This is a genomic window from Deltaproteobacteria bacterium, from assembly GCA_016177765.1.
In the GTDB taxonomy this organism is placed as follows: Bacteria; UBA10199; UBA10199; order JACPAL01; family JACOUP01; genus JACOUP01.
On the sequence record JACOUP010000008.1, the window covers coordinates 1,037,647 to 1,052,481 of the forward strand.

Sequence of the window (14,835 nt, forward strand, 5' to 3'; positions counted from 1 at the left end):
CATCCAACCATTGAAACAGCCTTGAAATCAAGAATCATTCTGATAGGGTCGGCCGCGATGCCGCCGATTGAAACCACCCAAGAGCTAGTGGCCCAGGCCTATGAGAGGATGGAGAAGAACCTTGCAATAGTTCGCAAGCGGCTGGGGCGTCCTTTGAGCCTTGCCGAAAAAATTCTCTACGGTCATCTCGACAATCCGGAAAAAGAGGATTTGATTCCAGGGAAAAGTTTTCTCTCCCTCCGGCCGGATCGTGTGGCGATGCAGGATGCGACCGCCCAGATGGCGCTTTTGCAATTTATGTCGGCAGGGAGGCTCGAAACCGCTGTCCCGACAACGGTCCACTGCGACCACCTGATTCGTGCGCATGCCGGGGCGGCGAGTGATCTCAAAACCGCCCTCACCGAAAACGAAGAAGTCTATCATTTTCTCGAAAGTGCGTCTCAAAAACATGGGATCGGTTTTTGGAGGCCGGGATCCGGCATCATCCATCAGGTGGTTTTGGAAAACTACGCCTTTCCGGGGGGCCTCATGATCGGGACCGATTCCCACACGCCGAATGCGGGTGGGCTCGGAATGATCGCCTGCGGTGTCGGCGGGGCGGATGCGGTCGATGTGATGGCCGGCTTCCCCTGGGAGGTGCTTGCTCCGAAGAGAGTAGCGGTTCTCCTGACCGGCGAACTGAACGGCTGGACCTCCCCCAAGGATGTCATCCTCAAGGTCTGCGAAAAATTGACTGTCAAAGGGGGGACGAATAAAATTATTGAGTATATCGGGCTCGGTTGCGAATCGATCAGCTGTACGGGGAAGGGGACGATCACCAACATGGGGGCGGAACTGGGGGCGACCACCTCCCTTTTTCCTTTTGACAAACGGATGGCCGACTATTTGAGGGCGACTGAGAGAAAAGAGATTGCGGGACTGGCCGAAAAGCGAAAAACTCTCCTCCGGGCCGACCCGGAGGTGGAAAAGGACCCCGGAAAATATTTTGATGAACTGATCGAGATTGATCTGAATCGTCTGGAACCGCACGTTGTGGGACCCCATACGCCGGATCTGGCAAGACCGATCTCCGCACTGAGAGAGGAGGCCAAGGTCCAGGGGTATCCGTTGGCCCTCCGCTATTGTCTGATCGGGAGTTGCACCAATTCTTCCTATGAAGATATTGAGCGGTCGGCCGATATCGCCCGTCAGGCCGCGGCTCACGGGGCCAAGGTCAAAACCCCCTTGCTGGTTACCCCCGGTTCGGAACAGGTCTTTGAAACGATCAAGCGGGACGGGCAGTTGGCGGCCCTCGAGGCGATTGGTGCGAAGGTCTTGGCCAATGCCTGCGGTCCCTGCATCGGTCAATGGAAGCGGGAGGATACCCAGGCCGGGGAGAAAAATTCCATTTTAACCTCTTATAATCGTAATTTTCCGAGACGGAATGATGGGAATCCCGAAACTAACGCCTTTATCGGTTCCCCGGAACTGGTTGTCGCGATGGCACTCCAGGGGAGCCTTGATTTTAATCCCCTCACGGACGAATTGACGGCAGGGGCAAAAAAATGGCGGCTGATAGCCCCCGCCAAGGCAGACGATATCCCCAAAAAGGGGTTTGTTCGGGCCAGGTCCGGTTACCTCGCGCCGGCGAAGAATCCTTCATCAATTGAGGTCAAAATCAGGCCGGGGAGCGAGCGTTTGCAAAAGTTGGAGCCGTTTCCCGCCTGGGATGGGAAGGATTTTGAAAAACTGCCGCTTCTTTTCAAGGCGAAGGGGAAATGCACGACGGATCATATCTCTCCGGCGGGGCCCTGGCTCAAATTCCGAGGGCATCTGGATAACATCAGCAATAATATGTTTACCGGGGCGATCAGTGCCTTTACCGGCGAGGCGGGGAAGGGAAAAAATCTCCTGACGGGCGAAGGGGGAAAATCGTTTCCCGAGATTGCGCGCGACTACAAAAAGCGGGGAATCCGCTGGGTGGTGGTGGGGGACGAAAATTACGGGGAGGGGAGTTCCCGCGAACATGCCGCGATGAGCCCGCGGTTTCTGGGGTGTGCCACTGTCATCACCCGCAGTTTTGCCCGGATTCACGAAACAAACCTCAAAAAACAGGGGGTCCTGCCGCTCACTTTTGCGAATCCCGGTGATTACGACAAGGTCCAGGAAGAGGATCGGGTGAGTGTTATAGGGCTCTCTCAGTTAAAACCGGCCTGTCTGGTGACTGTTCTGTTGCATCACAGGGATGGGAAAGAAGAAAAAATCGCCGCCCATCATTCCCTTTCTTTGGAACAGATCGCCTGGTTCAAGGCCGGTTCCGCTCTCAATCTCATTCGGAGTCGGCAGGGAGGGTGGTATGGCCGAGAATAAGGCAAAACTGGAGCGGGTTTTAGGACCCGTCATGCTCTGGGGATTAGGCGTTGGTTACGTCATCTCCGGCATGTATTTCGGGTGGAACCTCGGGCTCCCCCAAGGGGGGACTTTAGGCCTCGCCATTGCGACGCTTTTTATCACCCTGATGTATGTTACCTTTACCTTCGGCTATGCGGAACTAGCCTGCGCCATCCCGCGGGCGGGTGGGGCGTTCGATTATGCCAAGAGGGCCTTGGGACCAACTTGGGGTTTCGTCGGCGGTCTGGCGCAGATCATTGAATTCGTCTTTGCCCCACCGGCGATCGCCGCGGCAATAGGCGCCTATTTTCACCTCTTCTTCCCGCAGATTCCGGTTATCGGGATCGCCCTTTTTGTCTATCTTGTTTTTACGGCCCTGAACATCTATGGTGTTAAGGCGGCCGCTTCATTTGAATTGTGGATTACGATTTTTGCCGTGATCGAACTTTTGATTTTCGCCTGTATTACATTACCCCATCTGGAATGGAGTCATCTGACCCAAAACTCCCTGCCATTCGGTTATAAAGGGGTTTTTGCCGCGATCCCGTTTGCAATCTGGTTTTTTCTGGCGATTGAAGGGGTGGCCAACGTGGCGGAGGAGACGGTGAACCCCCAGAGAAATATTGTGTTAGGGTTCAGTTCGGCGATGGGAACGCTTGTTGTCCTTTGTATCCTGACCTTTCTGGGCTCTGTCGGTGTGGGGGGCTGGGAGAGGATCGTTTATGCCGTGCCCGGGGCGATCCCATCGGCGGGGCCGATCCCATCGGATTCCCCCTTGCCCTTGGCCTTGGCGCAGGTTGTTGGACAAAATCATTTCTTCTATCACTTGCTGATCACGATCGGTCTTTTCGGTCTGATCGCCTCTTTTCATGGGATCATCCTGGCGGCTGGCCGGGCGACGTTCGAGTTCGGTCGTGTCGGTTATACCTTCCGTTCGCTGGGGGAAACCCACCCCCGTTTCAGGACGCCGGCCAAGGCGCTTTTGGCGAATATGGGGGTCGGTATCTTGGCCCTTTTGACGGGAAAAACCGGGGAAATCATCACCCTCTCCTGTTTCGGGGCGTTGACCCTTTATATTATTTCCATGGTTTCCCTCTTTCAGTTGAGAAAGAGGGAACCCCAGCTCGCGCGTCCCTTCCGGACACCGGGGTATCCGCTCTTCCCGTTCATTGCTTTTTTGATTGCCTCTGTTTCTCTTTTGGCGATGATCTTCTATAACGTCAAACTGGCGCTGATCTATTTTTCGATCATGGGAATTTTGGTCGCCGGTTTTCAGCTTTTTCGAAAAAGCGGCATCCTTGTTGAGGAGAACGGATGAAAACCAAAGAAGAGATTATTCGTGAACTTCGCGAGTATTCTTCCGGAAAGGTCAAACTGGCCATTGTTGATATCGACGGTGTCTTGAGGGGAAAGGTGATCCATCGGGACAAGGCCCTTTCAATCCTGGAAAAGAGTTTCGGTTTCTGCGATGTCGTCTTTGGGTGGGACATGCTGGATACCCTCTACGATAACGCCGATTTTACGGGGTGGCATACCGGTTACCCGGATGCGAAGGCGAGGATCGATCTTTCGACCTATCGACGGGTCCCGTGGGATCATGAGATCCCATTTTTTCTGGCTGATTTCAGGAATGAGAAAGAGGAAGGGCTTGAAATCTGTCCCCGCAATCTTTTGAAAAAAATAATCCGGCAGGCGAGTGAGATCGGGTTTTCCCCAGTCTTCTCCCAGGAGTTTGAGTGGTTTAATTTCAAGTCGGGAGGGGCTGTCGGGGACCCGATCCCGATGACCGGTGGCATGTTTGGGTATTCGGTCCTCCGCGCTTCACAGAGGAGTCCTTTTTATAACGACCTCTTTGATTTCATGGGGCGGTTTGGAATCCCGATTGAGGGGCTTCATACCGAGACCGGGCCCGGTGTCTATGAGGCGGCGATCCTTTACAGCGACGCCCTGGAGGCGGCCGATCGGGCGACCCTCTTCAAGACGGCTGTGAAAGAGATCGGGGCCCGTCACGGGATCACCCCCAGCTTTATGGCCAAGTGGAATGAAACCCTCCCCGGTTGCGGCGGCCATCTTCACCAAAGCCTATGGGATGCCAAAAAGACGCAGAATGTTTTTTACGATGCCAGGGATCCGGACAGTATGAGTCCCTTGATGAAAAATTATCTCGCCGGGCAACTCCATTGCCTTCCTTACCTCATGCCAATGTTTGCCCCGGTCGTGAACAGTTACAAACGGCTTGTCGAAGGGGCCTGGGCCCCGACGACTGCGACCTGGGGGGTTGATAACCGGACGACCGCCGTTCGTGTCTTGAAAGGTTCCCCCGAGGCAACCCGGATTGAGTTTCGTGTCGTCGGTTCGGATGTGAACCCCTACCTCGCGATTGCGGCCTGTCTCGCCTCCGGTCTTTATGGGATCAGAAAGAAAATGGCTTTGACCATCCCGAAGACTGTTGGTAGTGGCTACTCCAACAAAGAGGCGGCGCCTTTGCCGAGGAATCTTCAAGAGGCGACCGTGGCGATGAAGAACTCGGAGATGGCCACCCAACTTTTTGGGGAAGTCTTTGTGAAACATTTCTGCCAGACCCGCGAGTGGGAGTGGCGGCAGTATTCCAAGGCGGTGACCGATTGGGAACTGAAGAGATACTTCGAGGTGATCTGATGGACTGGAACCAACGATACACGTTTAATTTTCCGACCCTCATCCGTTTTGGCAAAGGGGTGATTGAGGAGTTGGGACCGCACTTGAAAGAAAAGGGGGTTCGTCGTCCCCTCGTCGTGACTGATCCTGGTCTCGCCCTGCTTCCGCTGTTTCAAACAGTTATCGCCTCACTCAAAAAATCCGGTGTTGGGGTCGAAGTCTATTCCGGCATCCACAAGAACCCGGTCAAGAGCGATGTCCTGGGAGGGGTGGGTCAGTATAAAAAATCGGCTTGTGATGCCATCGTCGGGATCGGCGGGGGGGCCTCGCTGGATGTGGCGCGGGCCATCGCCCTCAAGGTCAACCATGCGAGGGACCTTTTTGATTATGAAGACTCGCAAGGGGGAGAGCGGTTGGTCACCGGAGAGATCCCGTATTTTGTCGCCGTTCCGACGACCAGCGGCACCGGGAGCGAGGTCGGTCGGTCGACCGTCATTTCCGATGATGCCACCCACGAGAAAAAGATCCTCTTTTCACCGAAACTGATGGCCAGAATAGTTTTTGCCGATCCGGGGCTCACGATGGAACTTCCCCCCGTCATCACGGCGGCGACCGGAATGGATGCCCTGACCCATAACATGGAGTCTTACCTGGCCAGGGGGTTTCATCCAATCTGCGACGGAATCGCCCTGGAGGGGATCCGCCTGATTGGCGAGAGTTTTGTGAGGACGGTCAACAAGCCGGATCTGGAGTCCCGTAGCAAGATGATGGTGGCGGCTATGATGGGGGCTGTTGCCTTTCAGAAAGGGTTGGGGGTGGTGCATTCAACGGCCCACCCGCTCTCGACCCTTTTTGACCTCCATCATGGCCTGGCTAATGCCATCATGTTGCGCCATGGTGTTGCCTTCAATGCCGATGTTTGTGAGGAGCGTCTGGCCAACATTGCCAAGGTCCTCAATCTTGCCGACCCGGGGAGCCAAACGCTCATCCGATACTTAGGAGAGTTGAACGAAAAGATTCATCTCCCGCTCCGCCTCTCTTCCCAGAAGGTGGGGGAGAAGGATGTCGGTCCTCTTTCACGGCTCGCTTTTCAGGATGTTTGCCATCAGTGCAATCCGAAACCGGTGACGGAGTCCGATTTTCAGAAAATCTACCGGGTGGCCCTATGATTAAAATTGGTGTCTCCGCCTGTTTTCTCTACCCGGATCCCGGCCGGACGGTCTTCGGCCTGAAGACGCTGACCTATCTTGAAAGCGACATGGCCCGGTATCTCTCCAGACGCGGCATCTTGCCGATCCTGATCCCCAATCTGGCAGAGGAGAACCTGAAGGAATTTCTGGAGGCGATGGATGGTTTTGTCTTTCAGGGGGGGAGCGATATCGCCCCCCAGTCGTATGGTGAAGAGCCGATCAGGCAGGGAGGGGCCTCCAAGGGGCGGTGGCCCGGCGACCCGGAGAGAGATGCCTATGAACTGAAAATTTTAGACTATGCCGTCCGCCAGGACAAGCCGGTTCTGGGGATCTGCCGCGGTTGCCAGTTGATCAACGTCTATTTTGGCGGGACGCTTTATCAGGATATCGCTTCCCAAAAGGAAGGGGCCCTCGTTCATCGGGATGCGATGCGGTATGACCATGTCCACCACCGGATTGAGTGGAAGCCGGGAGGCCTTTTGGGCAAGGTTTACAAGGAGGACAAGGCGACGGAGGTCAATTCGGTCCATCATCAGGGGATCAAGGATCTGGGCAAGGATCTTCTGGTGGAGGCGATCTCCCCGCAGGACCAGCTGGTGGAGGCGGTTTCCTACAAGAAGCCGGATGAAAAATTGGTGCTTGGCGTCCAGTGGCACCCGGAATTTTCGCATACCCTGAAGGATCAGGTGATCCGGCCGGAGCCTCTCTACGATTATTTTTTGAAAAAGGTGAAGGGTTCCGCTTAGCGATCATGAAGGTCTTTAATCCAGCCACAGAAGAGTTGATCCGGGAACTTTCCGAAGATTCCGCTGAAAGTTTGCGAAAAAAGGAATCAGTTTTACGGAGGGGGTGCTCCACCCAAGGTTTGGAGTCATGGCGGCAGGTTCCTTTGGAGGAGCGTATTCAGCGCCTGGCCCGATTTTCAGAAAAATTGGAAAAAAATAAAAAGGAACTGGCCCGCATTTTGACTAATGAGATGGGAAAGCCGATCCGGGAGTCTTTGAATGAGATTGCAGGGGCCAGGAGCCGCATCCAGTTTTTTCTGGACCACTCTGCAGAAATTCTAAAATCCAGGGTGGTGCATGAAGAGCCGGGGATGACCGAATCCCTTGAATTTGAACCGTTGGGTGTTATCGCCAACATTTCCGCCTGGAACTATCCGTATCTTGTCGGTGTCAATGTTTTTGTCCCGGCGTTGATCGCCGGGAACGCTGTTCTCTACAAGCCCTCTGAGTATGCCACATTAACCGGACTGGAAATCGCCCGGCTTTTGTGGGAATCGGGTGTGCCGGAATCGGCCTTTCAAATTGTGGTTGGAGGGGCTCCAGTCGGCCAGGCCCTTTTGGATCTCCCTCTGGATGGTTATTTCTTTACCGGTTCTTACCGGACCGGGCGGTTTATTGCCGGTGAAGTGGCGTCAAAGATGGTCCCCTTCGGGCTGGAGCTTGGCGGGAAGGACCCCCTCTATGTCGCCGAGGATGTCACGGATCTCGCCAAGGTTACCGCCGCGGCGGTCGAAGGGGTTTTTTACAACAACGGCCAGAGTTGTTGCGCCGTTGAAAGGATCTATGTCCACCAAAAAATTTATGATCGGTTTCTTGAAAATTTTTTAAAAGGGGTTGGCCGTCTCAAGGTTGGCAATCCGCTCGAGCCGGAGACGACCCAAGGGCCTCTGGCCCGCCCGGCCCATCTCCAGTTTCTCGAAAAACAGGTCCGGGAGGCGGTCGGCCAGGGGGCGAAGGTTTTGACCGGTGGCCGACGGTGGGGGAAGAAGGGGGGTTTTTTTGAACCGACTGTCTTGACTGAGGTGAATCACAAGATGAGCCTCATGAAGGAAGAGACCTTTGGCCCTGTCATCGGGATCCAAAGAGTTTCGGGGGATGAAGAAGCGGTCCAACTCATGAATGATACCGAATATGGCCTCACCGCCTCCGTTTATTCCGGTAGTGAGGAGAGGGCCAAGAAGATTTTGAGACAGATCAATGCCGGGACCGGTTATTGGAATTGTTGCGATCGGGTTAGCCCCTACCTCCCGTGGTCCGGGCGGAAAAATTCAGGGATCGGTTCCACACTTTCATTCTTGGGGATACAGGCCTTTGTGAAACCCAAGGCGTACCACCTACGTCTGCTCTAAAAAATCCTTTTTATAAATTTTCACACAGGCGAGGAAAATGGCGACGATGATCGGGCCAACGAGCAGTCCCACCGGCCCCAAGGCCTGCAGGCCGCCGAAGATGGCGAGGAAGATCAAAAACGGGTGGATCCGCGTTTTCCCCTGGATGATGAGCGGCTTGATCAGGTTATCAATTCCCGAGATCAGCAGAGCCCCGTAGAGTCCGAGGAAAATCCCCATTCCCCACTGCTGGGTGAGAAGGAGATAGACCGTCACCGGGATCCAGATCCCGGCCGCCCCGATGATCGGGATGAAACTGGTGACGATCGTAGCCACCCCCAGGAGCGCGGCGATCGGGATCTTGGCGATTGTAAAGCCGATGCCGGCCAATATCCCCTGGGAGATGGCGGTCAGGATGTAGCCGTAAAGGCAGGCGTTCAGGGTGTTGCGGATCTCCCGGGAAAGGTGAGTCTCGTAGGATTCCTTGAGGGGGGAGAGGTGTAGCAAATTTTCATAGAGTGCAGGTCCTTCAATAAACAGGAAAAAGACGAGGAGCAGTGTCAGGGCAAAATTGAGCAGGAACTGGGTGGTTTGCATCAGGAGTTTTGGCGAAAACTGGGAGACAAACTGGGCCCCCTGTTGCACCAGTTGGGGGAGGATCGCCTCCCACGAGATCGGAAGGTTGAACCGGTGGCTGTACTCCTTGACGAGGGGGAGCCAGGCCTGCATCGTTTCCGGGAGGAAATGGGCGAGGGCGACCGCCTGTTCAATGACCAGGCTGATCACAAAGGCGACTGGAAAAATCAGGACCAGCGCCAGAAACAGGGTGACGACGAATGAAGCGATCCAGCGGTGTCCCCGGAACAGCCGGTTGAGCGAGGCATAGAGCGGCCAGAGGCTGATGACGAATGTTGCCGCCAGCAGGATGACGGAGAGAAAAGGGCGAAAGAGCCAGAGGACCGCCAGACAAAGGAAGGCGAGAAGGGTCAGAAACGAGATCCGTTCAGACATTTAAGTTGCCATAACAATCAATATTCAGTATTGCAAGAAACAAGTGGCCTGATTCCCTTATGCCCCAAGAACGGACCTTCTGGCAGAGTTGCAAGCGGCTCATCCTGGGGAGTGCCAGAAATCCCTACGACCATTCCGTCTTTCACAAGATGTCGCTCATCGCCTTTTTTGCCTGGGTTGGCCTCGGGGCGGACGGCCTCTCCTCTTCGGCGTACGGTCCCGAAGAGGCCTTCTTGGCCCTGCAAGGGCATCCCCATCTGGGGATTTTCGTCGCCCTTGCCTCGGCTATCACCATCTTTGTCATCAGCGCCAGTTATTCGCAGATCATCGAACTCTTCCCTTCCGGAGGCGGGGGCTATCTGGTTGCGAGCAAACTGCTCAATCCGACCTTGGGGATGGTCTCCGGTTGCGCCCTGCTGATTGACTATGTCCTGACGATCTCGATTTCCGTGGCGAGCGGCGCGGACGCCCTGTTTAGCTTTCTGCCAGCGGCCTGGTATCCTTTCAAGCTGGAATTCGCCTTGGTTGCCCTTCTTGGAATGACCCTGCTCAATATGCGCGGTATTCGTGAATCGGTGGTGGTTTGGACCCCGATCTTTCTGATATTTGTCATCACTCATTTTTTTGCCATCGCCTACGCCATTGTGACGCATCTCTTTGATTTTCCCGGTGTCGTGCAGGCGACGGTGGAAACAATCCAGAGGGGACAGGCCGAGATCGGCTTTTTGGGAATCCTGTTTCTGGTGATGAGGGCCTATAGCATGGGGGCCGGGACCTTCACCGGTATTGAGGCGGTCAGTAATGGTCTTCCGATCCTCCGCGAACCGAGGGTCCAGACTGGCAAGAAGACGATGAACTACATGGCGGTTTCACTCGCCCTGACCGTTGTCGGATTGATGATTGCTTATCTCCTCTACAGTGTGGCTCCAGAACAGGGCAAGACCTTGAACGCCGTCCTTTTCAACAGGATCTCGGAGGCCTGGGGGGAAGGGATCGGCCGCACTTTTATTCTGACCGCTCTTGTTTCAGAGGCGTCGATCCTTTTTGTGGCGGCCCAGTCCGGTTTTCTGGATGGCCCGCGGGTTTTGTCCAACATGGCACTCGATCGCTGGTTTCCAACACGCTTTACGATGCTCTCCGACCGGTTGGTGACGCAAAACGGGATCCTTCTCATGGGGACTTCGGCCCTCGTGACGATGGTCTTTACAGGGGGTTCAGTCAGGCTCCTGGTTGTCTTGTACAGTATTAACGTCTTTATTACCTTCGTCCTATCCCAATTGGGGATGGTTCGGCACTGGTGGCTCTTCCGTTCCAGGGAAAGGGTTTGGAAGAAGAAGATTCTGATTAGTGGTGTTGGGCTCGGGTTGACGGCGTTCATCCTCGTTTCGGTCACCCTGATCAAGTTTTATGAAGGGGGCTGGATAACCCTGCTGGTGACGGGGGGATTGGTGACCTTGGTGGTTACTATCCGGCGCCATTATGATCAGGCGGGGAGGATGCTCAAGAGGTTGGACAGTCTTGTTGAGGCGGCGGAGGCGACTACCACCAAGACAGACCCGACCCTAGCCCGAAAGAGGTCATCCGGGGAGACCCTCGACCCGCAGGCCAAGACCGCCGTATTTCTGGTAAACGGCTTTAACGGACTGGGTCTTCATACCCTCTTTAGCGTGATCCGTCTCTTTGGAGAGGTTTTCAAGAATTATCTCTTTATCCAGGTGGGTGTCATCGATGCCGGTGTCTTCAAGGGGGAGGCGGAGATTGCCCAATTGGAGGCCAAGGTCAAGAGGGAGACGGAACGGTATGTCGCCTTCATGAAGCGGCACGGATACAACGCGGAGGCGGTTTCGTCTCTGGGGACCGATGTGGTGGAACAGGTTGCCGGTCTGATGCCAAAGGTCATGGAGCGTTTTCCGGAGGCGGTCATCTTTGGGGGGCAGTTGGTCTTCCCGCACGATTCCTTCTTTTCCCGCTGGCTCCACAACTACACGATCTTTGCGGTCCAGCGACGGTTCTATAATCAGGGGATTCCGGTCGTGATCCTGCCGATTAGATTATAATGTTATTTATTCATGAGTTCGCCTGGTGCCTGGCACCAGACCCCCCCTTTGGTGCCAGGCACGCGTGCAACTTGTTGATTTAGAAAATAAAAAACCCCCTCGGTCATCCCGAGGGGGTTTTAATTTGTAGGGGCGCCGCTTGAGGCGCCTCGGACATTATCGTTTTCTCATCCTGCGGACTAGGGCAAGGCCCATACCGATCAGGATCATCCCGAAGCCCTGCATTCCAGGAGCGGCACTCCCGCCGATCGTGCAACCACAACCGCTATCCGCGGTCAGGGCTGGCAGACCGTCGCAGACGTCGCCGATCCCGTTCCCGTTGGCATCCGCCTGATCCGGATTGGCGATGTTGCAGTTATCCGGTCCCTCCGTGCAGAGTCCTTCAATCGGGTCAACGCCGTCGCAGATGCCGTCGCCGTCGATATCCCCTTCACAGGCATCGCCCAACCCTTCAATCCCGCCGGTATCCTCCTGCCCCTCGTTCTTGACGATGCGGCAGTTGTCCGGTCCCGTTTTACAGACGTTCGGGATCTCGGCCCCGCCGTCGCAGACCGCATCCAGATCGCAGTCGGAATTCAGGGCGCAGAGTCTTGGGTACAACGGAGAGGTGCACTCTTCATAATCATCCAGTCCGTCGCCGTCGGTATCGACCTTGTTCTTGTCGGTCCCGCAGAGGTCTTCATCAAAGTCGGTCAGGCCGTCGTTATCCAGGTCGGAAAGAGAAGTCGCCTGCACGCAGGCATCGCCGACGCCGTTTCCGTCCGTATCGGTCTGGTCCGGGTTCGGGACGTTGATACAGTTGTCCTGCCCGTTGTTCAAGCCGTCACCATCCGAGTCACAGGTCTCATCGTTCGGGAGACAGGCTGGGGCCCCGTTGCCCCCTCCACCACCGCCCCCCCCGGTGACAGCGATCGCCACAGGGAATGACTGGATATGGGAGACGCCGTTGTCATCCTTCGTTTCGCACTCAATCGCCTGGTCTCCACCCGGTGTTGGGGCAAAACTGGTTTCAAAGATAATCGAACAGGTATCATCAGCCTGATTGGGGCAGACCGCCTCAACCGCTGTTGCCGAGCCGCCGCTTACCTTGATGCTGGAGGCAAACTGGGCGGTATAGGTGGCGCTGACAGCAATCCCTGTCTCTGTCGTGGTCACCGTCGGGGCACTGGAGACACAGTTCGGCACGTTGCTGCCACCCGGGTTAGTCCCTGTCGGGCAACCAGGTCGTGCTGGATCCGGTGTTGCTCCGGCCGCTTCGGCGGGGCATTGGTCTTCACAGTTCTTGACGCCGTCCCCATCGGTATCCCCCTGGTCGGCATCATCGGCCGCACAGCCGGTCCCGGGGGCCGCTATCGGGCAACCGGTCGCCGGATCAATCCGTTCCGTCGGGTTGGAACCGGGGCACTGGTCTACAGAATCCTCAACCCCATCTCCATCCGCATCCGCAACACCTTCTTGCATAATAACAACGGAGGGGTCTAAAAACATCTTGGCACTCGTATATGGATTTCTTAAGCTGTCTACCGCCTGGGGTGCACCATCCACGCAAACGATATGGTCTTTGACCCCATCTCCCTCTGGGACAAGAATCGTGAGGTAGGCCAAAGTATGGTAGTTTGAAGCCTCCCCCCGGATGTCAAAGACGCAACCCTCTGGGTTGGCGGTCAGGTACTCCATGGCATCAATCGTTGTCTTGGAGAGGAAACCGGAGATTGTCAACCCCGCTTTGGCGGTCCGACGACAGTCCGCTGAAACACAGATATCATCCCCGACATTCTCCCCACTAATCACAAACGGTTCCGTAACAGTGACGGTGATCTCCTCATCCGTACAGTTGGGTGGAGTCCCGCCGGCCAATTCATCACGGGTAACAGTGTTTGGCTTTGTATCAAAAAAGACAACCGGCTTGACCGTGGTCAAGTCGGTATCTCCCTCAAAACAATAGGTCTGGTTGTTGAAGTAGCCGATCGCTGTGGCCAGGTGATCCCCGTCAATGGCGCAGACATCCCTGGGGCCGCCGTCTTCACCGTCTCTGAAGATGTTGGTTGCCCCATCGGCGCATTCGCCCTCTTCCAAGAAGGAGCTTACCTTTCCGACCGAGCTGAACTTCCCAATAAAGGAGTAGAGGCGGTTGAGAGGGGCCTTGATGAGATTAAACTCGAAGGCGTTCGCCTCTGGTTGCCCGATTAGTCCCAGCAGGATTGCCGAGATCATAATGACGCTAGATCGTTTAAGCTTCATGGTAGACTCCTTTGACAATGAATAGTTCATTGCTCTAACAGGATTATCGGAAAGGGCAGGGGAAGGTTGCTAAAAAAATTAAAGGACGAAGGCCGGATCGGCAGGGTCCTCTCCAGGACCTATTTAAGATGTATATAAAGGAGGGGGGGACATTTCTCCTAAAAACTAAAATTATTAGCAACTATGGTCCGGGGGGAACGATAATAGGCATGAAACGGTTAAGCGGTCTTACTCTATAAGGAGGCAGTTATGGCTGGTCCACAAGAATTGACGGTATCAACCTCGATGGTTCATGGAACCGGTATGACCGGCTTTAACGATAGCCATGTGATGGGGACAACCGACCTGCCTCTTCAGACCTTGGCCATCGATCTGAATGTTGGCGAAGGTCCCTTAGGAGAAAATACTTTTGCAGGTCTGGAGTTTGGTAGATTCGGTTTGGTTGGTGATGGAGGGTTTGGCCTTTTTGAGGCCCGTTTTGGTGGTCAGCAGGCCAGACCCAAAGGATGGGGTGCCCGGTTTTTAGGGTTTTTTGAAACCGGTTTCCGATACTACCCTGATGATTTAATCAAAACGACAACGGTTCCAGGGAAGACAACTGTGGCACCGGCGGCTGAGGGGACTGTTACTGATCCCCAGGATGCCTCTTATGACATGGGTGCCAGGACTCAATCGGGTGGACGGGTACCGGCGCCCGGGGGACGCCAGCCGGCAGGAGCCGGTGCGGGGACAGCCCCAGAAACCCGGACCTATTCTCAGGCAACGACGGCTAAGGACAGATCAACGACAACGACTGATACCGCAAAACCATGGAATTTGGGGGTGGTCGGTGCGGTCGATCTAGGGTTTTTTGGTGATGTTGTGTCAATTACCGTGAGGCCTGAGGTGGGTGGTGGTATCGCCGCTGGCGGGAGCACCGGGTTCGAATTGCAAGGACAGTACGGAGCGATGTTAGTCCTTGGGTTTAACCTTGATGGCGGCTCTTCAGGGGGGGCGACAGGAGGGGGCACGCCCGACCTCTAGTCCTGCTGGACCTCCTGCAGGTACATTTGAATAAGCTCGTTAAAGTAGTTTGATCAAGGGCGGTCCTCCTTCAGGTGGACCGCCCTTTTTGGTTTTTAATTCATCAGAATTACAGAAGGAAATCTCGTCTGCGTCAAGTAGAAGAGTTCAATCACCTTGCCTAGAAATCTCTAGTAAGCATACCTCATGATTT

General features: G+C 55.1%; 10 protein-coding genes. 8 read left to right on the forward strand and 2 right to left on the reverse strand.

The features are described 5' to 3' along the window. Window positions 1-57 precede the first annotated feature (57 nt). Genes HYS22_07530 through HYS22_07555 form a run of 6 tightly spaced genes read left to right on the forward strand, consistent with a single transcriptional unit; the run spans window position 58 to window position 8,331 of the window. On the forward strand, window positions 58-2,349 hold the full coding sequence (locus tag HYS22_07530) for an aconitate hydratase (GenBank protein MBI1910002.1): 2,292 nt from the start codon (window positions 58-60) through the stop codon (window positions 2,347-2,349). Next, the gene (eat, locus tag HYS22_07535; protein MBI1910003.1) at window positions 2,336-3,688 is read left to right on the forward strand and encodes an ethanolamine permease; all 1,353 of its coding nucleotides are present in this window, start codon (window positions 2,336-2,338) and stop codon (window positions 3,686-3,688) included. Before HYS22_07530 ends, eat begins: the two co-directional genes overlap by 14 nt. After that, complete coding sequence (locus HYS22_07540) at window positions 3,685-5,028, forward strand: glutamine synthetase (GenBank protein ID MBI1910004.1); 1,344 nt, start codon at window positions 3,685-3,687, stop codon at window positions 5,026-5,028. The genes eat and HYS22_07540 overlap by 4 nt, the downstream gene beginning before the upstream one ends. Beyond that, the gene (locus HYS22_07545; protein ID MBI1910005.1) at window positions 5,028-6,176 is read left to right on the forward strand and encodes an iron-containing alcohol dehydrogenase; all 1,149 of its coding nucleotides are present in this window, start codon (window positions 5,028-5,030) and stop codon (window positions 6,174-6,176) included. The genes HYS22_07540 and HYS22_07545 overlap by 1 nt, the downstream gene beginning before the upstream one ends. After that, window positions 6,173-6,943, forward strand: a complete 771-nt coding sequence (locus HYS22_07550; GenBank protein ID MBI1910006.1) for a gamma-glutamyl-gamma-aminobutyrate hydrolase family protein — start codon at window positions 6,173-6,175, stop codon at window positions 6,941-6,943. The genes HYS22_07545 and HYS22_07550 overlap by 4 nt, the downstream gene beginning before the upstream one ends. 5 nt (window positions 6,944-6,948) lie before the next feature. Then, a complete protein-coding gene (locus HYS22_07555; GenBank protein MBI1910007.1) occupies window positions 6,949-8,331 on the forward strand; it encodes an aldehyde dehydrogenase family protein in 1,383 nt (460 codons plus the stop codon). On the opposite strand, the gene HYS22_07560 is transcribed toward HYS22_07555, so the two are convergent. Beyond that, window positions 8,317-9,321, reverse strand: coding sequence for an AI-2E family transporter (locus HYS22_07560; GenBank protein MBI1910008.1), 1,005 nt, complete (start codon window positions 9,319-9,321; stop codon window positions 8,317-8,319). The genes HYS22_07555 and HYS22_07560 overlap by 15 nt on opposite strands. A 59-nt stretch (window positions 9,322-9,380) precedes the next feature. On the opposite strand from HYS22_07560, the gene HYS22_07565 reads away from it, so the two are divergent. Beyond that, on the forward strand, window positions 9,381-11,378 hold the full coding sequence (locus HYS22_07565) for an APC family permease (GenBank protein MBI1910009.1): 1,998 nt from the start codon (window positions 9,381-9,383) through the stop codon (window positions 11,376-11,378). Window positions 11,379-11,534: 156 nt separating this feature from the next. Here HYS22_07565 and HYS22_07570 read toward each other — a convergent pair whose 3' ends face one another. Then, window positions 11,535-13,619: a thrombospondin type 3 repeat-containing protein gene (locus tag HYS22_07570; protein ID MBI1910010.1), complete on the reverse strand. Its 2,085-nt coding sequence runs from the start codon at window positions 13,617-13,619 to the stop codon at window positions 11,535-11,537. 249 nt (window positions 13,620-13,868) lie between these two features. On the opposite strand from HYS22_07570, the gene HYS22_07575 reads away from it, so the two are divergent. Next, window positions 13,869-14,642 (forward strand): hypothetical protein, encoded by a 774-nt coding sequence (locus HYS22_07575; GenBank protein ID MBI1910011.1) that lies wholly within the window; start codon window positions 13,869-13,871, stop codon window positions 14,640-14,642. Window positions 14,643-14,835 lie beyond the last annotated feature (193 nt).

Bases quoted from the DNA above. Each gene is read 5' to 3' on its own strand.
- HYS22_07530 (MBI1910002.1), top strand. From the start codon at position 58: ATGCCGCCGATTGAAACCACCCAAGAGCTAGTGGCCCAGGCCTATGAG.
- eat (MBI1910003.1), top strand. From the start codon at position 2,336: ATGGCCGAGAATAAGGCAAAACTGGAGCGGGTTTTAGGACCCGTCATG.
- HYS22_07540 (MBI1910004.1), top strand. From the start codon at position 3,685: ATGAAAACCAAAGAAGAGATTATTCGTGAACTTCGCGAGTATTCTTCC.
- HYS22_07545 (MBI1910005.1), top strand. From the start codon at position 5,028: ATGGACTGGAACCAACGATACACGTTTAATTTTCCGACCCTCATCCGT.
- HYS22_07550 (MBI1910006.1), top strand. From the start codon at position 6,173: ATGATTAAAATTGGTGTCTCCGCCTGTTTTCTCTACCCGGATCCCGGC.
- HYS22_07555 (MBI1910007.1), top strand. From the start codon at position 6,949: ATGAAGGTCTTTAATCCAGCCACAGAAGAGTTGATCCGGGAACTTTCC.
- HYS22_07560 (MBI1910008.1), bottom strand. From the start codon at position 9,321: ATGTCTGAACGGATCTCGTTTCTGACCCTTCTCGCCTTCCTTTGTCTG.
- HYS22_07565 (MBI1910009.1), top strand. From the start codon at position 9,381: ATGCCCCAAGAACGGACCTTCTGGCAGAGTTGCAAGCGGCTCATCCTG.
- HYS22_07570 (MBI1910010.1), bottom strand. From the start codon at position 13,619: ATGAAGCTTAAACGATCTAGCGTCATTATGATCTCGGCAATCCTGCTG.
- HYS22_07575 (MBI1910011.1), top strand. From the start codon at position 13,869: ATGGCTGGTCCACAAGAATTGACGGTATCAACCTCGATGGTTCATGGA.